Raw genomic sequence first — 23,890 nt, 5'->3', positions numbered from 1 at the left:
CAGTCAGGTGCAAATGTTTTGTCCGGAAAGACAAGAGGAATGGCGGAGAGGGAGGGATTCGAACCCTCGAGGCGGTTGCCCGCCTACACGCGTTCCAGGCGTGCGCCTTCGACCGCTCGGCCACCTCTCCATGCCTGTTTGCTGCCCCAATTGCCTCTGCCGCAGAAAGGTCCGGTAGGCAAGCTTTGAGGGGCAGGCTTGCCAATAGCGGAATCGGCCGCGGCGTTCAAGCGGAATGTATCGGCTCATGCGGCGGATTTCACCATCAGCTGCGCCTTTGGCCGTGAAACGGATCAACGGCCCTTTGCTCCTTCCACAGGGAACAATCGGCGCCCATGGTGCAATCGCTCAGAACAACCCCGAAGCCTGCGCAAGATCGCGGATGTGCCCCGCCAGAATCACGGCGGCCGTCAGCATGATCAGGAGAGCCAGAACGAGCTCCCGCGGCATCTTGCGTGCATCGTCGCCAGGCTCCCCACAAACCTTCGTAGTGCGCATGCCCGCAACCTTGATGGCGTTCAGCTCGGGAACGCCGGAATTGTCAAATCGACTGGCCATTGTCCACCTCGCCCCTCTTTGTCTCTCTTCTTTACCCTTGCTCATCGCCCTGCGCTCTCACAAAAGAGCGTCCTGAATGTGCGCGATCAGCGGTTCATCCGCCGGCGGCATGGGATAGTCGCGCAAGGCTTGCGGCTTCACCCATTTCAGCGTCTGTCCCTCACGCGCCTGCGCGAACCCCTGCCATTTGCGGCAGATGTAAAGCGGCATCAGGAGATGGAAGCGCGCATAAGCATGGCTGGCGAAGGTCAGCGGTGCCAGACAGGCGGGTTTCACCACGATGCCTAGCTCTTCCTCAAGCTCGCGGATCAGGGCCTCTTCCGGGCTTTCGCCGGGGTGCACCTTGCCGCCGGGAAATTCCCAAAGCCCCGCCATGTCCTTGCCTTCGGGGCGACGGGCGAGAAGAACACGCCCGTCAGCATCCACAAGGGCGCAGGCCACAACGAGCACCAAGGGGCGATCATCACCAGCCGGCATGTGCACGATCCCTCACCAGAAGCCTCCTTCCCCCGATACCCGAAAATCAGCATGCGCCATGCCGGTTAACGGCATTTTTCGGCGACAGGAACGATTGCTGGCAGGGTTAATCGAAGCTTTCCCCGTCAACGGGATCACCAGAAAGCGGACATGAAAAGACCGGCGCAAGGCTTTTGGGCTACCGCCGGTCCGGGTGATGTCATGTGCGAGATGGGATGAGGCGAAAGTCAGCTTTCTTCGTCGTCCTTCTCGATGGTGGTGGGAATGATGTCCTCCACCGGAGCATCGTCCTCCTCGAGGAAGGCGTTTTCGTCGGGATCGACGGTGACGTCCACGTCCACCTCCTCGAGGTCCACATCGACATCCGCAACCGATTCCACCTCGTCCACGTCTTCGGCCGCCAGCTCGACAGCCTCGGCCACCACGTCCTCGGCCACCTCTTCGGCCGGCTCCGGCGCCGGGGCCTCTTCCGGCTTGGCTTCATGATCCTGCTTGGAGGGCAAGATGGGTTCCACGGTGAAGGTGTGATGGCACTTCGGACACTCGATCGGGTCCTTGTTCAGATCATAGAAGCGCGCCTCGCAATTCGGGCATGTGCGCTTGGTGCCAAGGCTTTTGTCGACCACGGTTCAGGCTCCCCTGATGCGCTGTTCCTTCGCTGTGCACGTCCCGCCCATGGCCAGAGCCGCTTGTGGGCGAGAGAGGGTGCGTCAAGACCAAATCGCCGGATGGCCTCCCCATGCCACGGGCCTTGCCGCATGTCAAAAGCAAAAATGGCATTGCCGATTTGAGAAGATCACCGGCGTACACAAAAGCCCTGCGGCAAGGCCAAAGCCGATTGCTCCTGCGGACCGCAAGGCAGGATCAGGATGTGCCAGACAGCGCCTTTTCCAGAATGGCGGCAATGTCCTCGCGCTTGCGCCGGCGGGCCACATCGAGCGGTGTCAAGCCATGGGAATCCTTTGCGGCCGCGTCCGCGCCGCGTTCCAGCAGCAGAGAGACAATCTCCGGATGGCCGCCGCCCACCGCCCAGTGCAGGGCCGTTCCGCCCTGACGGTCCCGGGCATTGACGGAGGCGCCCTTCTCCAGAAAGGCAATAACGATGGGCAGCTTGCCGCGCTTGACCGCCTCGATCAGATCCCGGTCGAGCATGTCCGGCTTGCCGGTATCCCAGCCGGAAACGCCGGCAATCACCACTTCCCCGTCCATGACCACTTGCAGCATCGGCTGATAGTTCTTGGCGAGCGTATCGACCACGAAGGTGCCCTCGCCATGATCAATCGCCGCCGCTTCCGCCGCACCCGGGATGTCAAGCCCGACGATGACGCGTCCATCCGGGGCGATGACGTAAAATCGATGCTGTTTAGCCATGATCGCCGTTGCGCTCCCTGCCATGGATTGAGCCTGTTCCTCTAGCATGTCCCGAAGAGGCAGACCAGTGAGTCTTTCATGGCGCGGAGGCGGGCCTCAAGCCCGGGAGAAGACTGCAATGGATGGTAAGCGGCTCAGAGGTCCTCCAGCATGGGGCTGGCCCGCCCATAGACGTCTTCATGGCGGATGATGTCGTTATCCTCCAGGCGATCCCCAAGCTGAAGCTCAATGACGATGGCGGTATGGGATGTCGGGTTTTCCAGGCGATGGCGGACCTGCTTGGGGATATGCGCCGTATGTCCGGGCAGGAGAGTCAGCACATCATCGCCGATCGTGGCGCGCACCTTTCCCTGAGCGATCATCCAGGTTTCGGACCGGAAGCGATGGGTCTGCAGGGAAAGGGAGGCGCCGGGGCGGATGACCAGTTGCTTTATGATGAAGCCGAGGCCTTCGCCCAGGATCGTTTCCATTCCCCATGGACGGCTGACGTGGGCGGGACGAAAGGCCTGCGCCCGGCGCTGGGCAGCGAGCTTGCGGGCGAGCAGTGCGACATCTTCCGGCCGCTCGCCATGGCTGAGCAGCACGGCATCAGGCGTGGACACTGCAACGATGTTCTGAAGTCCGGCGACAGCCAGCAGCGGGCCGCCATGGTTCCAGACGATGCTGTCGAACACGCCATGAACCTCGACATCGCCATGCAAGACGTTGCCTTGGGCATTGCTGCGCTCCGCCTTGCGCAAGGTGCTCCAGCTACCAAGGTCATGCCATCCGCAATCCACGGCCATGCAACGAAGATCACGGGCCTTTTCCAGAATGGCACGATCAAGAGACACGGGTTTGAAGCCATGCACATACACAGGCGCCAGACGGATGCCGATGCCGTCTCGCCGCGCCAGCGCCAGCCCATGGCGGGCGATGGCAAGAAGCTGCGGTGCATGGATGCGGAAGGCCTGCAAAAGCACATCAGCGCGGGAAAGAACAATGCCCGCATTCCACAATGCCTTACCGGATTTGATCAATTCAGCGGCCGTTTTTCGGTCTGGCTTCTCGACGAACCGAATGACCTTGGCGGCAGATCCGTCCGGTATCTCGGCCAGTTCGATATAACCGAACTGTGTCTCCGGTTCCTGTGGCTGGATGCCAAAGAGCACGATCTGCTTGTCCTGCACGGACGGGAGCGCCTGTTGCACGGCGGACATGAAGGCTTCCGGCCTGTCCATGTGCTGGTCGGCAGGCATGAGCAGCAATGGGATGTCGGGGCGGGTTTCGATGGCGATAAGTGCGGCGGAGGCAGCGGCCACGGCCGTGCCAAGGGGATTGGGCTCAAGAATCAGGCGCGCGCGCCCGAGCAGCCCTTCGGCACGCAAGTCTTCGCGAACGATATGATCGGCGCTGTTGGAGGCCAGAACCATGGGCGGGCGCATGATATGCCCGCGCAGACGTCGACAGGCCTGACGGAAGGGGGAGAGCCGCCCTCGCAAAGGTATGAACGGCTTGGGATACAGACGCCGCGATACCGGCCAGAGCCTCTCGCCCACTCCGCCGGCCAATATGACAGGCCAGACTTCCCGCATGATGTGCTCACTCCCCGCCCGACAGCTAACATGTCAAGCGGAGAAAATCCATATCTTTCACGCCCTATGCGGGAATTTTTTACGGAATGGTTGACGCGGCAATGAAAGGCGCAACCCGAAAGGAGCTGGTGTAAAAGAGGTTTCTCTTGCTTTCTTTTTGTATTCAACTAAAAAGAATGGCGCAACAATCACAAGTATGGTGCGTGGAGAGGCTTCGAGGCACTACTATAGCTTTAAAAAGGTTATATGTCGTTGGTGTGTGGAGTAAAAAATGTTATTTAGCTCTCCAGTATTCATTTTTGGATTTTTGCCTATAGTGTTATTGCTTTTATTCACATTTTTCAAATCCAGTAAAAGTTTGCAAAAATATTTACTGATTTTTGCTTCGCTATTTTTTTATGGCTGGTGGAACAGCAATTACGTTGCTTTGATTTTGTTTTCCGTTTTGGCTAATTTTATATTTGGATATTTGGTTCTGACCCAGAAAAATCCATCAAGCTTTAAGTGGATGCTGGCAGGAGTTGGCTTTAATCTCATTTTGCTTGGATACTATAAATATTTTGATTTCTTCATCGAGAATTTGAATTTTCTATTTTCGAGTAACTTTTCGCTCATGCACATTATTTTGCCTCTGGGAATATCTTTCTTTACTTTCCAGCAAATTGCATATCTTGTTGATGCCTGGAAGGGAGAGATAAAAAAGGAAAATCATAAGTTCGGTGATTACATGTTGTTTGTTACATTTTTTCCACAACTGATAGCGGGGCCCATAGTTCATCATAAGGAGATGATGCCCCAGTTTGCCAAGAATCTTAAACTGAACATAGATTACTTTCTGGCTGGGTGCAGTTTGTTTACTATAGGCCTGTTCAAGAAGCTTATTATTGCCGATAGCCTCGGGCCTATTGCCAATAATGTCTTTGCCCGTGCGGATGCTGGAGAAACTCTTCTCGCTGTCGAATCGGCCATAGGTGTTTTGGCCTACACATTTCAGCTGTATTTCGATTTTTCAGGATATTCCGATATGGCACTCGGGCTTGGTCTGATGATGGGCATTCGCCTGCCTATCAACTTCAATTCCCCTTACAAGGCCACCAGTATCATTGATTTCTGGCGCCGCTGGCATATGACGTTATCGCGCTTCTTGCGTGATTATCTCTACATTCCCCTCGGTGGAAACATAAAAGGTGAAGCCCGACGCTATGTGAATATCATGATTACCATGCTTTTGGGCGGGCTGTGGCATGGTGCCAGCTGGAACTTCGTCATTTGGGGCGGATTGCATGGTCTGATGCTCCTGTTCAATCATGCATGGCTGAATGTGCGAAAGAGCATGCAGTTGAAAGGCTTGCCCAAGGTTCTGGCCGTGGTGATAACGTTTGTGGCCGTTGCAATGGCCTGGACGTTTTTCAGGGCTGAAACCTTTTCTGGGGCTTTGAATATATTAAAATCATTGATTAATCCGGAGATGTACTGGGTTGATCTTGATACCATTAAAAGCTTGCTTGCATCTAATAAACGAAAAATAGAATTTACTCTGGGGATTTTTGCCATAGCATTCATTGTAACATTCTTTCTTCCGCCGGCATCACCATATCATATGCGTTATGTGGAAGAAATGCGCCCAAAACGTAATAGCTTCAAACCTGATATATGGCACATGATCCTGTTTATCGTATTGTGGTATATAATCGTCAGGAAGGCGGGAGTGTCAAATGAATTTCTTTACTTTCAATTCTGAGCTAATTAAAAAAATATTTTTAGGAATTATTATATTAATAATTTTATTTATTTCTTCAATTTATTGGTTTACTAGATTATATTTTACTAAAACAGGAGATTTGCTACCTATAGATAAGGCTGCAAAGTTTATAATTACTCATGGTAAAACTAAGTTATGTTATTATAATAATTTGATTACTTCAAATACAGACGGGGATTTAAAATTTTCCTTACTAAATAATATTGATAGCAAACCTGAGATTACCATTTTAGGCTCTTCAAGAGTTCTTGAATATTTTCAGCCTATGTTTAAAAGGCCTTTTATCAATATGGGAAGAGCTATTCAGTATCCTTGGATGGTGAAAAAATTTATACAAAATCTGGACAAGAATAATAATTATCCTAAAATAATATTATTTGGTTTGGATTTTTGGTGGTTTAATCCTAATCATATATTGTGGAAAAATAGAGAAGGGTTCAAGTTAAAAAAGGTCAAGATAATAGATCCTGAAAACATATATCAAATAAGGTCGCTTTTAAAAAGGTCTTTCAAGAATAAGGAATATTTTTCATATGTGAAAGATTGGTTTAAGTTGCCTTCATGTCCGTTGGGGGTTCCTGCCAAATTATGGAAGACTGGATTTCTCCCAGATGGTTCAGAATTGTATGGTGCGTTTAGTTTTCCCACATATAAATTCTCTGAAATAAATTTTAATAAAACAATTGAAAAGATAATAAAAGGAAAAGAACAATTTATGTGGGGAAGTAAAATAGATAATAAAATGATAAATCTTATTATTAATATTAAAAATGAATTTGAGAAAAAGAATGTGAAGCTTATTCTATTTATTCCCCCGTTGGCGCCAAAGATATATAAAAAAATGAAAAAATCTAATAATTATGAATATATTAAACAAGCAGTAAATGCTTTAAATAAACGTGAGATTAAGGTTTATAATTATTTAAATCCAAATAAATTGGGCTTGTGTGATTGCGAATTTATTGATGGATTGCATCATGGGGATGTTGTTAGTGCTTTAATACTTCTAGATTTAGCCAAAAAAGAGCCGGTGTTGCGTGCTTATTTGGATATGTTCTTTTTGACTAAACTTGCTGCAAATAGAGGTAATGCGACAGTAATTTTCTCGCAGCTATTTAACAAACCAGAACGTGATTTTCTAAAGCTGGGCTGCAAGAAGAAAATCACCACACCCCTCTGGCCTACGCCAGAGGAAAAGAAACTGGCGCGCAAGCTGTTTTACACGGGGGCAACGACGGATCATGCCGAAGAGCTTCGTCGTTTGAGAAAGAAAGCGCCTTAAGCCGCCTTGCTTTCATATTTCACTCAACGCATCTCTTCCAGGCGTTTGGCGCGCTCCTGATCGAACCACCAGGTATCAAGTATGCCGCGGGCGTATTTCGGCTTTACGGGCGGGCGGCCGAACTTGTCCCACCAGGCCACGGTATGGCTGGCCTTGTACCAGTGCGGCACCCAGAAATGCAGGCTGCGCAGGGCCCTGTCCAGCGCCCGTGCCGCCGTTATCATCTCCTGGCGGCCTTTTGCGGCGATGACCTTCTCGATGAGGGCGTCAACCGCCGGATTGGCGATGCCGGCGATGTTGTAACTGCCGGGTAGATCCGCCGCCCTGGAGCCGAACAAAGCCCGCAGTTCCACGCCGGGCGTCAGCGACAGCACATAGCGCTGTGTGGTGATGTCGAAATCGAAATCCTTCAGCCGCCGCTGATATTGCGCCGATTCCACAAGCCGCATGCGCGCCTTGATCCCCAGCAGCCTGAGATTGCGCACATAAGGAGCGATCACCCGTTCGAAGGCGGGTGAATACATGAGAAACTCGATCTCGAACGGCTTGCCCGTCTTGTCCACCAGCCATTCGCCCCGGCGCCGCCAGCCCGCTTCCCGCAACAAACGGTGCGCCATGCGTAACAGCCGCCGATCCTGCCCCGAACCGTCCGAAACAGGCGGACGCACGGCTTCTCCAAATGCTTCCGGGGGTAAAACCTTGCGCCAGGGCATAAGCAGGGCTTTCTCCTCCGGGCTGGGCTTTCCTTTCGCCTTCAGCGGCGAATTTTCAAAGACCGATTCCGTGCGTTTATAAAGCCCGTAAAAAAGGTTCTTGTTGGCCCATTCGAAGTCATAGGCATAGAGCAGCGCCTTGCGCGTGCGGATGTCTGCAAACTGCGGGCGCCTGAGATTGATGAAGAAGCCCTGCGCGCCGGAAGGACGCTGATCGGGCAGCACGCCCTTGATCAGAAGCCCCTTGCGCACCGCCGGAATATCATAGGCCGTGGCCCAGTCGCGCGAGGTGAATTCCTCGCGCAAGTCCAGGGTGCCGGCCTTCAGGGCCTCCAGTTCCGCTGTGCGGTCGCGGAAATAGAGAAACTTGATCTCGTCGAAATTCCACCGACCCACATTCACCGGCAGGTCCTTCGCCCAATAATCCTGCCGCCGCGCGTATGTGATGAAACTGCCCGCCTTGAAAGCGGCCACCCGATAGGGCCCGGAGCCGATGAAAGGCTTCAAGGTGCTGCGGGCGAAATCCCGCTGTTTCAGCTCCTCGGCCTTGAAGATCGGCAGGGTGGCCACGGTGCGCGGCAAGTCGCGCACAAGACCGCCGGAAAAACGATAGCGCACCGTCAGTGCATCCGGCGCCTCACAGGCGGCAACATCTTTCAGTGCCAGACGATAGCGGGGATGGCCCTTTTCTTTCAGCGTGCGGAAGCTGGCGCAGATATCTTCGGCGCGCACTGGCGTGCCGTCCGAAAAGCGGGCCGCCTTGCGCAAGCGAAAGACGACCGTGCGGCCATCGGCAGAAACGTCCGCCCTCTTGGCAACAAGGCCATAAACGGCATCCGGCTCGTCATGGGCCCGCACCATGAGGGAATCATAAAGCATCTCCAGCCCGTCGGCCGCATCGCCTTTCAGGATGAAAGGGTTGAGTGAATCGAAGCTGGTCAGCCCCGAGGTGCCGACGGTAACGATGCGCCCGCCCTTGGGCGCCTTCGGATTGACATAGTCGAAGTGCTTGAAATCAGCGGGATATTTGAGATCGCCAAAGGCGGAAAGGCCATGCCGTTCTGCCCCCGTTGCCAACGCGCACCCCACAAAGAGGGAAAGAACGCCCGCGATCAGCCCGGAGACTGTCGGCAATGGTGGGCATCTGATGCCTCGCTTTGCAAGGAACTGCCGCAACCTGTCTTTATATGGGCTCATCCCGCGCACACTCCATGACATCAATTTCGTCATGCGGGCGAAAGCCGGCATCTCAGGCCATGAACGCATAAGTTTGCAGCTTAAGCCCCCGGCTTTCGCCGGGGTGATGAGAATGATGGTCATATTGTGTCGTGGCGTGTGCATTGCGAGCGTCCTTCCCCTCCGTGACCGCTTTCAGGAATGATTCATTTCCTGCCGGGGATATAGCCCGTTTCGCGCAGGAATATGGACAGGTGCAACGGGAAGGACAGCCTATAGCCGCGCACCGGACAGTCGCCATAGGGATCTTCGCCCGGAACCGGACAGAAGTCATAGCGTTCCCGCCGCTGATGCAGGGCCAGCATGCGCCTCCAGCCGTCAATGCCCTCACCGATGCGTAATTTCAGCGCCACATAACCCGCCAGCATGCCGTTTTCGATCTTCTCCCGCCGTTGCCGTGCCTTGCGGAACATCTTCTCAAGACGCCGCGCTTCTTTCACCAGCAGCGGGCGCATCAAGGCATTGCCGGTGAGATCCGCCTTCTTGCCATTGCGCACGCTCAAGATCAGCGGCGGTGCATAGGAACAGGCATAGCAGCCATAAGCGTAGAGAAAGCGATCGTCCTTGAGCAGAAATTCCGCCTGCCCGTCTCCATCAAAGTCCTGAGGATCTTCCACCGTGCCGTCGAATTCTCCCAAGTCCACAACCTTCCAGGCAGTGCCGCCCTTATCAGATGCGGCCGTGATCACCCTGATGAGGGTGCAGCAATGCGCCCCGCCGCTGTAGCCCGTCACCACAAGTTCAGGGAAAGCATTGCCCGCATCAAGCTCTGCTGTAATCACCTGCGGCTTGCCGATGGCACCATCGAGCCTGACCATGGCAATGGGCGCGCCGGAGAAAGCCACCGCCACACTCGGCGCATAGTCGAAATCGTCTTCCTTGTAGGTGATCGTGATCTTGAACGGTCCGTACTCGACCACCTCGGTTTTTTCATCACCCGCTTGCCCGGAGCCGGGATGTGCGAGAATGAACAGGGCGGAAAGCACCAGGGCCATAAACGATGAAGCCTTCAGTGCCCTGCGATAAGGAAGCTTGGCTCTATTCCATGTGTGCCAGGACATGGTTTCTCTCCTCTTCATTGTCCCGGCGGGCACCCCCTCTCGCAGCCTGTCACTGCCCGCGGGGTGATGTGATGCGCTTGGCCTTCTCCTCGTCCCACCACCAGATGTCGGGAAAACCGACGGAATAATCGGGAATTTTCGCCGGCTTGCCGAAACGGTTCCAGCGCGCGGTGCGCTCATAGGTGATGTGCCACATCGGCAGCACATAGAAGTTCCACAGCAGCACCCGGTCCAGCGCTCGTGTTGCCGCAATCAGTTCCTTGCGGCTCTTTGCGAAAATGATGCGCTCGATGAGATAGTCCACCGCTGGGTCCTTGATCCCGGCATAGTTGCGCGAGCCGGGGCGGTCCGCTGCCGCCGACCCCCAATAGTTGCGCTGCTCATTACCCGGGCTTAGGGACTGCCCCCAGCTGGCGACGATGATGTCGAAATCGAAATTCTTCACCCGTCGCTCGTATTGGGCAGAATCGATAGTACGCACGCTTGCGCGAATGCCAAGGCGTTTCAGCGTGCGCACATAGGGCAGCACGATCCGTTCGAAAGCAGGCGACACCAGCAGGAATTCCACCGTGAACGGCTCACCGGCCGCATTGCGCAAAACGCCGTCCGCTCCCGGTTTCCAGCCCGCTTCCTGCAACAGGCGATAGGCCCGGCGCAGGTTTGCCCGCTTCTGCTGCGGCTCGGCATTGACGGGGTTGCGATATTCCTTGCTGAACACTTCCGGCGGCACCTTGTCCTTCACCTTCTCCAGAATCTTCAGCTCCTCATGCCCGGGCAGGCCCTTGGCCGCCAGCTCCGAGTTGGAGAAGAAGGAATTGGTGCGCGTATATTGGCCATAGAAGAGATTGCGGTTCGCCCATTCGAAATCGAAGGCGAGATTGAAGGCCTCGCGCACGCGCCGGTCCTGAAACTTCTTGCGGCGCAGATTGAACACGAAGGCCTGCATGCCCTGCGAATTTTTCAGGTGGAATTTCTCCAGGATCACATCCCCGCGCTTAACAGCCGGAAAGTCATAGGCCGTGGCCCAGTTCTTGGAGTTGTTTTCGTTGCGCCAGTCGTATTCATCGGCCTTGAAGGCCTCCAGCGCCACCGTGTCGTCGCGGAAATAGATGACCTCGATCTCGTCAAAATTGTCATAGCCTACATTCACCGGCAGATCGCGCCCCCAGTAATCCTTCACCCGTTCAAGCACGATGCGCTCGCCGGGCTTGAAGCTCTTGATGCGATAGGCCCCGGATCCCAAGGGCACTTCCAGCGTCGGCCTGCTTAAGTCACGCGGCTTGCCGTCCTTGCCGGCGGCCGTCCACCAATGCTTTGGCAACACGGGCATCTGCCCGGTGATCTGCGGCAGTTCGCGGTTGCCCTTCATGGAGAAGACGAAGCGCACCTCCCGCTCGCCCGTCTGTTCCACGCGTTCAATATTGCCGTAATAGAAGGCATAGAAGGGGTGCGCCTTCTTGAGGTTCTCCATGGACCAGATCACATCCTCCGGCGTGATCGGCTGCCCGTCATGAAAGCGGGCCTCCTTGCGCAGCCGGTAGGCGACGAAGGAGCGATCCTCCGGATAGGCCACGGCCTCGGCGATCAGACCGTATTCCGAGGCGGGCTCATCCAGCGCCGGTTTGATCAGCCGGTCGAAAATGGTGCCAACAGCGCCGGCCGCCTCGCCCTTGAAGGTGAAGGGATTGAGGGAATCGAAGGAGCCAAGGGCATACAGCCGCACGCGCCCGCCCTTGGGGGCGTCCGGCTTGACATAGTCGAAGTGCTTGAAATCCGGCCCATACTTGAGATCACCGAACAATGATAACCCATGCCGCCAAACGAGCATGGCGTTATCTGTCTTGGCAATGGCCCCCAACACGCGCAGTCCGGGCAGGCCGGCAAAAAGCCCCAGCGCCTTCAGCACCATTCGACGTGAAGCGGTCATGAGCGTTTCCTCATTGAAAACCGGCAATCATCCAGCCGGGATGGTATTCGTAAGGGTAGCATACAGAAAGTCATGCCCCATCAAAAGACAACGACCACATGGGGCCTTCACCTGCGCTGCGAACAATCCAAACGGTTTTCCGCATCACTTCGTGGATCAATCGGGCGGGTGGAATGAACGCATGCATTCATGGCTTAAGGTGCTTGCCGATTCCGCGACATGCCGGTCTGCTTTGCCTGTGCGAATTTGCGCCCGATACACGCGCAGATTTAAAGGTTCCTTCACGAAACACACCTATCAATGAAATCAGTGTGGGATGGGGGCAATCCATGCTGAGGATGTAGTGATGTTGGCAAACATGTTCAGTTTCAGTGGGCGCGCGCCGCGCGCTGAGTACTGGCTTATCACCGTTTTGTCCACGATTGGCGTCGTTTTAGGGGTAGTGCTCCTATTTCAGAAACAATTGTTGCATGCAGTGCTTGGGTTGTTTTTGATTTTGACCAGCAGCTTTGTTTCATGGGCTGTAATGATCCGCCGTTTTCACGATCTTGGACAAACCGGCTGGTTCAGCTTGCTCGTTTTCTTGCCGGGCATTGGCTGGCTTGTTCCCATTATTATCGGAGTACTCCCGGGGCAGAAAGAGGCAAACAAATATGGTCCTCCTGCTTCTGCATCACGCGCGCATTATCACCTCGATGATGCTGGGGAAAATTATGGCACCCCTTATGACGGCATGATGCGTAACAATGGCTTGCATCCACAGAACCAGCCCTGGGGTGGCAACATGCCTGCAGGGGGCGGGATGGCTGCAAGAGACGCCGGCATGGGCGAGGGCATCGGCGGCATGCCCTGGAATGATCAGCGGCAATTCGCCGGACAGCCCGACATGATCCCTGAAAGTCCGGTCCATGGAGCATTCGGAAGCCGCCGTGAAGAGACATGGACCATGCCTCCGCAGCAGCCGCATGAACAGGAAAGAGCTGGCATGAATGGCATAAGGCCGGCGTTCGGCGCGCGTCGCATGGAAAACACCATGGGCCATCCGGGGCATGTCGGTCATGCAAACCCTGCAGGCTTTGGCATGAGCAGAAACACTGGCCTCGATATGGAAAAACCTGCAGGGCGTGGGCCATTTGCCTCTGCGGCGCCGCATCCGCAGATGGCTGCCGCCACTGCCTCCATGCCGCAGAACGCACTGCCAGGAAGCACCCAGGTGACAGCGCCTCAGAACATGGGCGGCAATGCCAATCCCTCTTGGGGCATGCAGCCCAATGCCAATGCTTCCGAAATGGGCGGACATCCCGCCGCTTCATTGCCGCCCCGGCATAACGGTGCCGCCATGGCGCCATCACCCGCCGGAGAAGCGTTGGCGGACATGCACCCCTTGCGCGAGGACTGAGCGGAAGGGCGAGCCAAGTCCCCTTGACGGGCAATGAGATGCAAAAACCCGCCGGCCTTCGCGCCGGCGGGTTCTGCTTTTGCGGATCCCGAATTTCCTTCGGGGCTGTTTCACGCCGCCGATATGATCATTCTTTCATGCTCTTCAGATAGGCGATCACATCGGCGATGTCCTTGTCCTTCTTCAGGCCGGCGAAGGCCATCTTGTTGCCTGGCACGAACTTCTTCGGCGCCTTCAGGTACTTGGCGATGTTCTCCTCGGTCCACACCAGGCCTTCCTCGCCCTTGGCCTTCATGGCCGCCGAATACTTGAAGTCGGCAACCGCGCCGGCCTTGCGACCGACAACACCGAGCAGATAGGGGCCGACCTTGTTCTTCTTCTTGTCAGCGAAGTGACAGGCCTTGCACTTGTTGAACACCTTCTTGCCGGCCTCCGGATCGCCAGCGGCCGGTGCCGCCGCGGCCTGCTGCTGTTCGGCAGGCTGTGCCTGTTCGGCCGGTTGCGCCGGCTGCTCCGCTTGCTGCTCTGCCGGCTGTGCAGCGGGCTGCTGTTCAGCGGCGGCCGTCTTCTGCTCGGCGGGCGCCTCTTCCTTAGCCGGCTCTTGTGCTGCGGCCTCTTCCTTCTTCTCCTCCTCTTCCGTCACCGGCACGGCGATGGCGGGCTTGGCCGGTTTTTCGACGGCGAAGATGACATTGGCCAGCCCCCTGATGACGAAGATGAGGACCAGCGTGATCACGATGGAAACGGCGAAATTGATCAAGGTGCGCATGCTCATGGTCTTGTCCCGAAAGCTGATGGATCGATCCACGAAAGAGCAAGACGCATCCGAAAAGGGACATGGCCTGCCCCGTAAAGCCGGATGCGCTTTTTCGCGATCGATATCGTCCCCGCTTTTGACTACCCGCGCCGGAAACTATCGGTTTCTCCTTTTCTGCGCAACATGTATAAGGCGGGCCTAAGGCGATTTGCCGCGCCCTGGTGTCTTCTGCCCCGCAAGGAGTGTGGTCATGAGCGCTGATAATGCCGCTCCCATCGTGATGATTCCCGCACGCATGGCGTCCTCCCGCCTGCCGGGCAAGCCTCTGGCCGATATCGCCGGCCTGCCCATGATCGTGCATGTATACAGGCGCGCGGTTGAAAGCGGCCTGGGCCCCGTGGTGGTGGCCGCGGCCGAGCAGGAAATCGCTGAGGCCGTTGAGCGGGAAGGGGGCAGTGCTGTGCTCACCGATCCTGCGCTCCCTTCCGGATCGGACAGGATCGCCGCCGCCCTCAAGGAGGTGGATCCCGAGGGGCGCCATCGCATCATCGTCAATCTTCAGGGAGACCTGCCCACCATCGAACCTGCGGACATCCGCCGCTGCGCCATGGCCCTTTTGGAAACGGGCGCGGACATGGCCACGCTGGCCGCGCCCATAACCAGCGAGAGCGAGGCGGCCAACCCCAATGTCGTCAAGGTTATCGCCGCCGCTCTCGCCGATGGGGACATCGCCCTGGCCGAGGATTTCGTGCGTGAGCTGCCGCATGATCTGCCGCCGCCTTGGTTCCATCATGTGGGGATTTATGCTTACACGCGCCCGGCGCTGGAACGCTTTGTCGCCCTGCCGCCATCGGAGCGTGAAAGGGCGCTGCGGCTGGAGCAACTGCGTGCGCTTGATAATGGCATGCGCATCGCGGTTGCCCGCATCGCCCGCGCGCCCCATGGTGTGGACACGCCTGAGGATCTGGAGATTGCGCGTCGCCGGCTGGGCAGCGCCGAGGCCTGATTTCGCCGAGGTGCCATGCCGCATGGAGTGACGAACGAAAAGACACGGAACACGGGAAGCTGAAAACCATGTCAGCCCGCAGGAAAATCGCCTATCAGGGCGAACCGGGATCAAACTCCCACATCGCCTGCATCGAGGTGCACCCCGATCTGGAACCCATGGCCTGCCGCACATTCGAGGACGTGTTTGCGGCCGTGCATGCCGGCGAGGCCGAGCTGGCCATGATCCCCATTGAAAACACCCTGGCCGGTCGCGTTGCCGATATTCATCATCTGCTGCCGGTTTCCGATCTTTTCATCATCGGCGAGCATTTCCTGCCCGTGCATCATCAGCTGATGGCTCCGAAAGGCGCAACCCTGGAGACCATCCGCTATGTGCATTCACATGTGCATGCGCTCGGGCAATGCCGCAGTCTGATCCGCCGTCTGGGAGTGGAGGCCGTCGTCGCCGGCGATACTGCAGGAGCGGCCCGTCTGGTTGCGGAAATGAACGATCCGAAGCATGCCGCGCTCGCCCCGGCGCTCGCCGCGGAGATCTACGGCCTGAACATCCTGCAGGAAAACGTGGAGGACGAGGCCCACAACACCACACGTTTCATCATCATGGCCCGTCATCCTCTCACCATGCGGCCGGAGGACGGGCCGGCCATCACCAGCTTCGTCTTCCGCGTGCGCAACGTGCCGGCGGCTTTGTACAAGGCGCTGGGCGGTTTCGCCACCAATGGCGTCAACATGACGCGGCTGGAATCCTATCAGATCGGCGGCCGTTTCAACGCCACCCAGTTCTATGCCGATGTGGAAGGCCACCCCGAGGAGCGCCCTTTACGCCTGGCGCTGGAAGAGCTGGATTTCTTCTCCACGAGCGTGAAGATGCTGGGCACCTATCCCGCATCGCCCCTGCGCGCCCGTCTGATGCACGGGGATGACCTCTCCTGACAGGCGTGCTTGCGGTTTCGCGGAGGCTTCAAGCTTGTTTATTGCGTCGCCCAGAGGATGCGCGCGATCCAGGCGATGCGTGCCGTTTCCAGCTTTATGGGATTGTGCGCTTTCGCCGTCAGGGGATGCAGCATCAGGTGCTGCGGGGTTTGTTCCTGCAGACGCATGAGAAGCCCGCGCCCGTCGCCAAGCGCAAGGATGATGCGATCTCCCGGACGGGCAGGGACATTGACCGAGGCGATGAGCACATCCCCGTCGCGATAAACGGGCAGGAAACCATCCCCGCGAATGCGCAAGGCAAAGGCCCCGGCATCATCCATGCCCGGGCAGGGCATACTGCGCCACTCCGCTCCTGCAGGTCTGCCGGTTTCATCGAAACGCTGCCCCAGCCCTTCCGGCGCCGCAAGATCGGTGATCGGCAGCTCAAGACGCATGTCCGCGCTGCCGCTCATCAGCAGTGTGAACTCGGCCAGGCTCGTATTGGTGCAGCGCAGGACCTTGGCCAGGCTCTCCGAGGAGGGCCAGCGCGGCCGTCCGTTGGTGGTGACACGCTTGGACCGGTTGAAAGATGTGGCATCCAGCCCCGCCTTGCGGGCAAGCGCTGATGTGGACAGGCCATGCCGCTCGGCCAGAAGGTCGATCGCCCGCCAGACATCCTCGTGCGTGAACATGGCCGGAAAGCCCCCCTTGTCCGAAACGCCTGCGCCCTCTTTGGCCGGCGCAGGCTTGGTCCCCGCCAGGATCAACAGGATCCAAAGGCCCTTTGTAGTGAAATGCGCGCCCGGAGTCGAATCCGAAAGCAATCGCGCCTTGCAAAACACCTGGCGCGCGTGCTCAACGAAACATGAAACCGCACGAATGGGGTGTCATCCCGCCGTGGTCGTTCAAGTCCTGACGGTTGTTCTGGACGATGATCGATAAAAAGTGACTGAAGATCAGCGGGCGGTCTGTTCCTGTTCGCTGAGTTCGGCTAGGGCTTCCTGCACGATGGTGAACTGGCCCGCCGGCCGGTAGCGCACAAGGTAATCCGGCACCACCGCCTCGATGCCGTCCGGTTCGATGCCGATGCCCTCCAGCGTTCGTCCCTCTGCGCGCGCCTTGTCGCTGACCACATTATTACGCATCAGCATCTTCACCTGATCAGGCGTCAGCGGCGGCCCGGGCAGAAACTGCGCCGGCCAGGCCATGACCTTCGCCACCCCGAAGGGAACGGAGACCAGCATGCGCCGCCGCCGGATCACCATCAGCATGTATTCCATCAGCTCGCGGAAGGTCCACACTTCCGGCCCGCCCAGCTCCAGCGTCTTGCCCGAAAGCGTCTCGTCCTCCAGGGCCTTGACCGCCGCCTTGGCCACGTCCTCCACATAGACGGGCTGAAAACGCGTCTTTCCGCCGCCGATCAGGGGCAGAACCGGCGAAAAACGCGCCATTTCCGCAAACTTGTTGAAAAAGGAATCCTCAGGCCCCACCACGACCGAAGGCCGCAGGATCACGGCCTGCGGCATGGCGGCGCGCACGCGCCGTTCGCCTTCCGCCTTGGTGCGGCCATAGCGGGAGGGCGAGCCAAAATCGGCCCCCAGGGCAGACATGTGAATGAAACGGTCAACCCCGGCCTCGCGTGCGGCGCGTGCGGCCTTTTCCGCGCCATGCACATGAATGGCCTCGAACGTCTGCGCGCCACGCTCTGCGATGATGCCGACGAGATTCATCACCGCATGGGATCCGGCGAGTGCCGATTTCAGCGAGGCGAGCTTGCGGACATTGGCCTGCACCAGGGCGATCTGCCCGGGAATGCCAAGCGGCTGCAGAAAATAGGCGAGATCGGGCCGGCGGCAGAGCACACGGACGCGATAGCCGCTCCTCGCCAGGGCGGCAACGACATGACGCCCGATGAAGCCCGAGCCTCCGATCACGGAGACGATTTCATCCTTGAGCTGTGTGGTTGCGGCCGTGTGCATGACTGCCAGCCCCCTCTTGAAATGACCGAAGGCGAAACCCATGTTCGAGATGCATTGATACCCTCCCCAAGGCCTGCTTGCCAAGGGGCGTTGGGGAGAGGAAACGGGGCGGCAAGACCGGGTGGCTCCTCTTGACAAAAGCCGCCGGATTCGTATATCTCCGCCCTCGGAAGTGCCCAGGTGGCGGAATTGGTAGACGCGCTGGCTTCAGGTGCCAGTGGCCATTACGGCCGTGGAAGTTCGAGTCTTCTCCTGGGCACCATTCATTAGGCCCTTTTTAAGGAAAACAGGCCTTGTCGAGACGCCGGCGCCAAGCCGGTTTTTTCTTTTCTCGCGCCGCCCTTGCGGAACCCGTCTTTTCCGTCATGGGCCGGCGCCCATGCTTTCGGAGGCGGCTTAAATCCATGGCCATCAAGCTCTATAAAGGCGATCTGCCAGCGGATCTGGATCTGGGCAATACGGTCGCGGTGGATACCGAGACCATGGGCCTCAATCCCTTTCGCGACAAGCTCTGTCTCGTGCAGCTCTCCGCCGGCGACGGCAACGCCGTTCTCGTTCAGCTGGACCGCGAGACCTATCACGCCCCCAATCTCAAGCGCCTGCTGGAAGACGAGAATGTGCTGAAGATCTTCCATTACGCCCGGTTTGACATGGTGGCGCTGAAACGCTGGCTGGGTGCGGACGTGAAACCCGTCTATTGCACCAAGATCGCCTCCAAGCTCGTGCGCACCTATACCGACAGGCACGGCCTGAAGGACCTGGTCAAGGAAATGCTGGGCATAGACATGTCCAAGCAGCAGCAGAGCTCGGACTGGGGCACACCCGTGCTTTCCGAGGCGCAGAAACAGTATGCCGCCTCCGACGTGCTCTATCTGCACGAGCTGAAAATCCGCCTCGATCAGATGCTCGCCCGCGAAGGCCGCGCGGAACTGGCCCAGAAGTGTTTTGACTTCCTGCCCGTTCGGGCCGAGCTGGATCTTGCCGGCTGGGCGGATGTGGACATTTTCGCCCATTCCTGATGTAAGGACGTTCGAGATACGGCAAAGTCCGCTTTTTCCTTGCCGCACGCCCATGGCCCAGTCTGATGTTCTTCTCGAGCGTTTGCTGAAGCTGCATCCCAGGCGCATCGATCTGTCGCTGGACAGGATGCACAGGCTTCTTGCCGCCCTTGATCATCCCGAACGGCGTCTGCCGCCGGTGATCCACGTGGCCGGCACCAATGGCAAGGGTTCCACCATCGCCTTCATGAAGGCCATGGCCGAGGCTGCCGGGCTGGCCGTGCATGTCTATACCTCTCCTCATCTCGTGCGCTTTCACGAACGCATCTGGCTGGGCCGCCGCGGTGGCAAGGGCGGCTTCATTGCCGAGCCGCATCTGGCAGAAGTGCTGGAGGAATGTGAACGGGCCAACGCCGGCAAGCCCATCACCTTTTTCGAGATCACCACCGCCGCCGCCTTTCTCGCCTTCTCAAGGCGCCCGGCCGATCTTCTGCTTCTGGAAGTGGGCCTGGGCGGCAGGCTCGATGCCACCAATGTCATTGAACAGCCCGCCGTTTCCGTCATCACGCCGGTGGCGCTGGATCATGCCGAGTTCCTCGGCCAGGATCTCGCCGCCGTTGCTGCGGAAAAGGCCGGGATCATCAAGCACGGCGCGCCTGTGGTTCTCGCGCCGCAGCCGGATGAGGTCCTTGCCGTCATGGACCGGGAGGCGCGCCGAAAGGGGGCGCCCCTTTATGCTGCCCAGCATCACTGGCAGTGTTATGAGCAGCACGGGCGGCTCGTCTGGGAGGATGAGGAAAGCCTGTTCGATCTGCCCCTGCCCGCGCTGCCCGGCCGCTTTCAGGTGGAAAACGCCGGCACGGCCATCGCCGCCCTGCGCCTGTTCGCTGAGCGCACCGGCCGGCCGCCCTTCGCGGAAAAGGATCTGGCCAGAGGCCTTCGCAAGGCGCGCTGGCCCGGGCGCTTGCAGCCGATCTTGCGCGGCCCCTTGCGCCGCCACATCGGCTTTGATGACGAACTGTGGCTGGATGGCGCCCACAATCCCCATGCCGCCCGGGCGCTTGCTGCCGCGCTCGCCGAGTTCGAGGAGGTGGACGAAAAGCCCCTTGTGCTCATCATCGGGCTTCTCAAGACAAAGGATGCCGAGGAATGGCTGAAGGCCTTCACCGGCCTGGCCGCCCAGGTGATCTGTCTCACCATTCCCGGTCAGGATGCCGCCATGCCGGCGGAAGAGCTGGCCGCGCTCGCCTGCCGGGTTGGCCTCTCCGCCCGCACGGCGGCCACGCTTGAGGAGGCCCTGCGCGCTGCCTCCCATTGCCGCCCGGAGCTGCCGGTGCGCATTGTCATTGCCGGCTCTCTCTATCTCGTTGGCCATGCCCTCGCCCTCAACGGCGACAGGGCATGATCGCATGCACCCTGCGCGGCATGCGGAGCCTTTCATTCAGTCACGATGATAGGGGTGACCGGCAGCGATGCTGGCGGCGCGATAGAGCTGTTCGGCCAGCATCAGGCGCACCAGCTGATGCGGCCAGGTCATGCGCCCGAAGGAAATGAGCGCCTCAGCCTCCCGTTTCAGGGATTCATCAAGCCCGTCCGGCCCGCCGATGACGATGGCCAGACGTTTTTCTCCGCTTCGTGACAACCGGATAAGCCGCTGCGCAAATGCGCGCGAGTCCGGGCTTTCTCCTCTCTCATCCAGAAGCAGCAGGGCAGCGTTTTTGCCCGCCGCCTTGCGGATGGCAGCCGCTTCCTCCGCCTTGCGCTCCGCAGCCGTGCGCTTTCGGGATTCCACAAGCTCCCGCACCGCAATGCCTGTAAAGCCCAGGCGCGGCAGCAGGGGGCGCAGGCGCTTCAGATAGTCGTCGATGAGCCGGGCGATGCAGGCCTCCTTCAGCTTGCCCACGGCAATGATCAGGATGTCCATCGCAACCGGCCGTTATCGGAGCGGGCGGAGGCTTCAGCCGTTGCCGGCCGCGCGCGCATGCGGCGCCCACAGTTTCTCGAGGTTGTAGAACTCGCGCACTTCCGGGCGGAAGATATGCACGATCACATCGCCGGCGTCCACCAGCACCCAGTCGGCATGCTCCAGCCCCTCCACCGAGAACTGACGGAAACCGGCCTTCTTCATGTCTTCCATCAGGTGTTCGGCGATGGCGGCCACATGCCGGTTGGAGCGGCCGGAGGCGATGATCATGGCATCGGCCAGGGCCGCGCCGGGTTCCAGCGGAATGGTCACCACATCTTCCGCTTTCGAGTCCTCGAGGCTTGAAAGGATGACATTCATGAGACGACGCGTGTCTTCATGGGGGATTTCGGAAAGGGTGGAAGCGAGAGTCATGGAAGAGGCCCCCGCCTTGCGGGGCTGCATGTCCGCCGCATCATTCCGGGCTGCGGCGCTCGTCTGGCTGTTCATCTTCGCAGTCAGTCGTATCTGTCCTGTCTGCCGATGGTTTCGCAGTCCAATGCATGAGGCGGGATCACGTCCTGCCTGCGGCACAATTATGGAACATCGAAAAGGCCCCTTGCAAGGGAAATTTCCCGCATGGTTTCCCCGGGACGGAAATGCGCGGGATCGCGCAGGGCACTGGAGCTGATGGCACGATGCGGCATCTCCACATAGGCCCAGGCCGGCGCCGGCATATCGGGCAGCATGCGGATCCGGTGAACGGGAATGCGGGCATCGCGCAAGATATGCGCCGCCGGAGAGAACAGGGCCCGTTCCGTCCACTCCGGCCGTGCAAACACGGCGATGGGCAGGCGCGCCGTGATCATCTGCCAGTCTTTCCAGAAATGGAGGGTGGCGAAGGTATCCGCCCCCATGAGCCAGACGAACCGGCCGCGTTCCAGAACCGGCGAGAGACGCCGCAACAGATCGGCGGTATAGGTCACGCCCAGGCGTGCTTCCAGATCCAGCACACGAAAGCAGGGCGCACGCGCCATTTGGCGGGTCATGGCCATGCGTGCGTGCAAGTCCCCGGGATCGGTCGTTTCCTTGAGAGGATTGCGCGCCGCCACCAGCCACCAGACGAAATCGAGCCCAAGCCGCCGGCAGGCTTCCTGCGCCAGGGCCAGATGCCCCGCATGCGGCGGATTGAACGATCCTCCCAGCAGACCAATGCGCAGGCCCTGAAAAGGCGGAAGCCGCAGCGTGGAAAGAGGCGTGCGCAAGCGCGGAAGCCGGCTTTGCAATCCTTTTTTCATGAGGTCACTCGTTCGCACGCCTCTGGCAACGTTCAAAGCGGTAATGGCTGGATGGCGGTGTGCCACGCCTTTCACGCGTGGATGAAGCGCCGGCCCCGCACAAAGGCTTTAAGGAACTGCACGCTCATATCCTGCCGGATGTATCTTTCGCAGATCATTTCATCCTATCCGGTTCAGCACAGGCCGGATTTCTTCAGCACCTGATAGGCGGCGATGATCTCGCGCAGATATTTCTCCTTGTCCTTGTCACCGCCGTTGACATCCGGGTGATAGCGCTTCACCAGCATCTTGTAGCGGGCCTTGATCGCCTCCTTGTCCGCGGTTTCGTCAAGCCCCAGCCGTTCCAGTGCCTGCCGCTGCATGGGCGGTAGGGTGCGCCGCGGCCGCCGCGGGCCTTGTTCGGCACCCTCGCCAAAGAGATCAAAATGATCCTGCCAGGGGCGATTGTGTCTGAAGCCGCCATGGCGCGGCCGCCGTCCCGTGGGGTTGAAGGCCCAGGCATTGGCACCGACGCGCCAGGTGGGGCGATGGCCGGTAACGTTGTTCTCCAGCCACTCGCGCAGGTCCTCGTCGGCCATGCCCTCGAAGTAGTTGTAGCTCTTGTTGTATTTCTTCACGTGCTCCAGGCAGAAGTGATAGTACTCGCCCTCCCGGTCGCGCCCCTTCGGCGCCGGATGACGCCCAAGCGCAGTGCACCCCGGCCAGTCGCATTCGGGCACGCGCCCGCGCAGCATCTCTTCCTCGTTCGGGCGCAGACGGATGCGGTCGAAATATTTTGAATGCAGTTTCATCACTCCCGCGTGTCACGTTTCTCGTCCTGGTCCGAACCGGCGCACCATACTATCGTAACCGCAATCTTGTGTGAAACACCCCGATCCTTGCCGATGTGTTAACAGGCGGAAAATGCCCGGCTTTTGCCTCCTTTGGCGCCGATGGCTGTTGTCGCCAGCCCTGATGAAAGGCGATCAGGCCAAGTCTTTCGCGGCGGTGATAAAGGCGCGAATCAGGGCAGGATCCTTTTCGCCCCGGCGGCGCTCCACGCCTGAAGAAACATCCACCATTGGCGCTTCCGTTTTCTCGATCGCCGCGCGCACGTTTTCCGGGGTCAGCCCGCCGGCCAGCATGAACGGCTCCTTGCGTCCGGTTAGTAACGACCAGTCGAAGCTGTGACCGGTGCCGCCGGTCAACCCGTGCGCCTTTGCAGGATCCACCCAAGCGTCGAAAAGCGGAAAGGCGATCGCATCCGCATAGGCTTCGGCCTTGGTGATGTCGGCCTCCGTGCGCACGCGAAAGGCCTTGATCACGCCGCATCCCGTCCGTTCGGCAATGGCACGGATGCGCTCCGGGCTTTCCGAACCGTGGCACTGAATATAATCCGGCTGCACCGAGCGGATGATGTCATTGATCTGGCCATCATCCGCATCCACAACCAGAGAGACGATGCGCACCCGGCCCCGGGCCTGACTGGCAAGCTTCGCCGCCGCATCCGGAGAGACAAAACGGGGCGAAACCGGCACATGCACAAGCCCGATGAAATCCGCCCCCGCCTCGATGGCGGCCGTGAGGGCCTCTTCGGTGCGAATGCCGCAGATCTTTACTTGAACGGTCATGAACAGGCCTGATCTTTCTCGGGAAACGACGGGACAAGCAGATTTCCCTCCTGCCCCATCCGTCA

General features: G+C 58.5%; 23 protein-coding genes and 2 tRNA genes. 8 read left to right on the top strand and 17 right to left on the bottom strand.

Going from position 1 to position 23,890, the window contains the following annotated elements; translation table 11 throughout:
* Window positions 1–40 precede the first annotated feature (40 nt).
* From EK16_RS05835 to EK16_RS05810, 6 genes are all read right to left on the bottom strand, one after another.
* Window positions 41–130 (bottom strand) — tRNA-Ser (locus EK16_RS05835).
* A 218-nt stretch (window positions 131–348) separates the two neighbouring features.
* The gene (locus EK16_RS05830) at window positions 349–558 is read right to left on the bottom strand and encodes a hypothetical protein (protein WP_156098499.1); all 210 of its coding nucleotides are present in this window, start codon (window positions 556–558) and stop codon (window positions 349–351) included.
* 57 nt (window positions 559–615) lie between these two features.
* Window positions 616–1,035, bottom strand: a complete 420-nt coding sequence (mutT, locus tag EK16_RS05825) for an 8-oxo-dGTP diphosphatase MutT (RefSeq protein ID WP_038035291.1) — start codon at window positions 1,033–1,035, stop codon at window positions 616–618.
* 227 nt (window positions 1,036–1,262) lie between these two features.
* Window positions 1,263–1,661, bottom strand: coding sequence for a TIGR02300 family protein (locus tag EK16_RS05820; protein WP_038035289.1), 399 nt, complete (start codon window positions 1,659–1,661; stop codon window positions 1,263–1,265).
* A gap of 238 nt (window positions 1,662–1,899) precedes the next feature.
* Window positions 1,900–2,406 carry an ankyrin repeat domain-containing protein gene (locus EK16_RS11485; protein WP_051928987.1) on the bottom strand — a complete coding sequence of 169 codons (507 nt, stop codon included), beginning with the start codon at window positions 2,404–2,406 and terminating at the stop codon, window positions 1,900–1,902.
* A gap of 134 nt (window positions 2,407–2,540) precedes the next feature.
* On the bottom strand, window positions 2,541–3,980 hold the full coding sequence (locus EK16_RS05810; protein WP_081910302.1) for a mannose-1-phosphate guanylyltransferase/mannose-6-phosphate isomerase: 1,440 nt from the start codon (window positions 3,978–3,980) through the stop codon (window positions 2,541–2,543).
* Window positions 3,981–4,251: 271 nt separating this feature from the next.
* On the opposite strand from EK16_RS05810, the gene EK16_RS05805 reads away from it, so the two are divergent.
* Both EK16_RS05805 and EK16_RS12225 read left to right on the top strand, forming a co-directional pair.
* On the top strand, window positions 4,252–5,721 hold the full coding sequence (locus EK16_RS05805; protein ID WP_038035282.1) for an MBOAT family O-acyltransferase: 1,470 nt from the start codon (window positions 4,252–4,254) through the stop codon (window positions 5,719–5,721).
* On the top strand, window positions 5,696–7,024 hold the full coding sequence (locus EK16_RS12225; protein ID WP_156098498.1) for a DNA polymerase III subunit alpha: 1,329 nt from the start codon (window positions 5,696–5,698) through the stop codon (window positions 7,022–7,024). Before EK16_RS05805 ends, EK16_RS12225 begins: the two co-directional genes overlap by 26 nt.
* 23 nt (window positions 7,025–7,047) lie before the next feature.
* Here EK16_RS12225 and EK16_RS05795 read toward each other — a convergent pair whose 3' ends face one another.
* The 3 genes from EK16_RS05795 to EK16_RS05785 form a co-directional block, all read right to left on the bottom strand.
* The gene (locus EK16_RS05795) at window positions 7,048–8,814 is read right to left on the bottom strand and encodes an extracellular solute-binding protein (protein ID WP_231573619.1); all 1,767 of its coding nucleotides are present in this window, start codon (window positions 8,812–8,814) and stop codon (window positions 7,048–7,050) included.
* A 305-nt stretch (window positions 8,815–9,119) separates the two neighbouring features.
* Window positions 9,120–10,034 carry a hypothetical protein gene (locus EK16_RS05790; RefSeq protein ID WP_156098497.1) on the bottom strand — a complete coding sequence of 305 codons (915 nt, stop codon included), beginning with the start codon at window positions 10,032–10,034 and terminating at the stop codon, window positions 9,120–9,122.
* A gap of 49 nt (window positions 10,035–10,083) precedes the next feature.
* Window positions 10,084–11,961: an extracellular solute-binding protein gene (locus EK16_RS05785; RefSeq protein WP_038036044.1), complete on the bottom strand. Its 1,878-nt coding sequence runs from the start codon at window positions 11,959–11,961 to the stop codon at window positions 10,084–10,086.
* A gap of 346 nt (window positions 11,962–12,307) precedes the next feature.
* Between EK16_RS05785 and EK16_RS11900 the strand changes: the two genes are divergently transcribed.
* Complete coding sequence (locus EK16_RS11900) at window positions 12,308–13,360, top strand: DUF805 domain-containing protein (protein WP_197059620.1); 1,053 nt, start codon at window positions 12,308–12,310, stop codon at window positions 13,358–13,360.
* A 127-nt stretch (window positions 13,361–13,487) separates the two neighbouring features.
* Here the strand turns inward: EK16_RS11900 and EK16_RS11895 are convergent, their stop codons facing one another.
* On the bottom strand, window positions 13,488–14,135 hold the full coding sequence (locus EK16_RS11895; RefSeq protein WP_231573618.1) for a c-type cytochrome: 648 nt from the start codon (window positions 14,133–14,135) through the stop codon (window positions 13,488–13,490).
* 232 nt (window positions 14,136–14,367) lie between these two features.
* Here EK16_RS11895 and EK16_RS05760 point away from each other — a divergent pair, with 232 nt between their 5' ends.
* On the top strand, window positions 14,368–15,123 hold the full coding sequence (locus EK16_RS05760; protein WP_038035268.1) for a 3-deoxy-manno-octulosonate cytidylyltransferase: 756 nt from the start codon (window positions 14,368–14,370) through the stop codon (window positions 15,121–15,123).
* A gap of 68 nt (window positions 15,124–15,191) precedes the next feature.
* A complete protein-coding gene (locus EK16_RS05755) occupies window positions 15,192–16,058 on the top strand; it encodes a prephenate dehydratase (RefSeq protein ID WP_038035266.1) in 867 nt (288 codons plus the stop codon).
* A 38-nt stretch (window positions 16,059–16,096) separates the two neighbouring features.
* Here the strand turns inward: EK16_RS05755 and EK16_RS05750 are convergent, their stop codons facing one another.
* Entirely contained in the window at window positions 16,097–16,729 is a 633-nt protein-coding gene (locus tag EK16_RS05750) for a S24 family peptidase (protein ID WP_038036040.1), read from the bottom strand.
* Between the two features lie 264 nt (window positions 16,730–16,993).
* Entirely contained in the window at window positions 16,994–18,016 is a 1,023-nt protein-coding gene (locus EK16_RS05745; RefSeq protein ID WP_051929120.1) for a complex I NDUFA9 subunit family protein, read from the bottom strand.
* Window positions 18,017–18,190: 174 nt separating this feature from the next.
* On the opposite strand from EK16_RS05745, the gene EK16_RS05740 reads away from it, so the two are divergent.
* From EK16_RS05740 to EK16_RS05730, 3 genes are all read left to right on the top strand, one after another.
* Window positions 18,191–18,278, top strand: a tRNA-Leu gene (locus EK16_RS05740).
* 142 nt (window positions 18,279–18,420) lie between these two features.
* Window positions 18,421–19,035, top strand: a complete 615-nt coding sequence (locus EK16_RS05735; protein WP_038035264.1) for a ribonuclease D — start codon at window positions 18,421–18,423, stop codon at window positions 19,033–19,035.
* Between the two features lie 52 nt (window positions 19,036–19,087).
* Entirely contained in the window at window positions 19,088–20,419 is a 1,332-nt protein-coding gene (locus EK16_RS05730; RefSeq protein WP_038035262.1) for a bifunctional folylpolyglutamate synthase/dihydrofolate synthase, read from the top strand.
* 36 nt (window positions 20,420–20,455) lie between these two features.
* Here the strand turns inward: EK16_RS05730 and rlmH are convergent, their stop codons facing one another.
* The 5 genes from rlmH to EK16_RS05705 all read right to left on the bottom strand — a co-directional run bounded on the left by rlmH (window position 20,456) and on the right by EK16_RS05705 (window position 23,825).
* Complete coding sequence (rlmH, locus tag EK16_RS05725) at window positions 20,456–20,938, bottom strand: 23S rRNA (pseudouridine(1915)-N(3))-methyltransferase RlmH (protein ID WP_038035259.1); 483 nt, start codon at window positions 20,936–20,938, stop codon at window positions 20,456–20,458.
* 33 nt (window positions 20,939–20,971) lie between these two features.
* Window positions 20,972–21,352 (bottom strand): ribosome silencing factor, encoded by a 381-nt coding sequence (gene rsfS / locus EK16_RS05720; RefSeq protein ID WP_051929119.1) that lies wholly within the window; start codon window positions 21,350–21,352, stop codon window positions 20,972–20,974.
* Between the two features lie 161 nt (window positions 21,353–21,513).
* Entirely contained in the window at window positions 21,514–22,215 is a 702-nt protein-coding gene (nadD, locus tag EK16_RS05715) for a nicotinate (nicotinamide) nucleotide adenylyltransferase (protein ID WP_081910299.1), read from the bottom strand.
* 173 nt (window positions 22,216–22,388) lie between these two features.
* Window positions 22,389–23,006, bottom strand: coding sequence for a J domain-containing protein (locus tag EK16_RS05710; protein ID WP_038035257.1), 618 nt, complete (start codon window positions 23,004–23,006; stop codon window positions 22,389–22,391).
* A 174-nt stretch (window positions 23,007–23,180) separates the two neighbouring features.
* Entirely contained in the window at window positions 23,181–23,825 is a 645-nt protein-coding gene (locus EK16_RS05705) for a phosphoribosylanthranilate isomerase (protein ID WP_038035256.1), read from the bottom strand.
* Between the last annotated feature and the right edge of the window lie 65 nt (window positions 23,826–23,890).

It is taken from the genome of Thermopetrobacter sp. TC1 (assembly GCF_000746275.1).
GTDB lineage: Bacteria > Pseudomonadota > Alphaproteobacteria > Rhizobiales > Aestuariivirgaceae > Thermopetrobacter.
The sequence above is the reverse complement of the archived record's forward strand: the minus strand, read 5'-3'. Positions and strand labels throughout refer to the sequence as shown.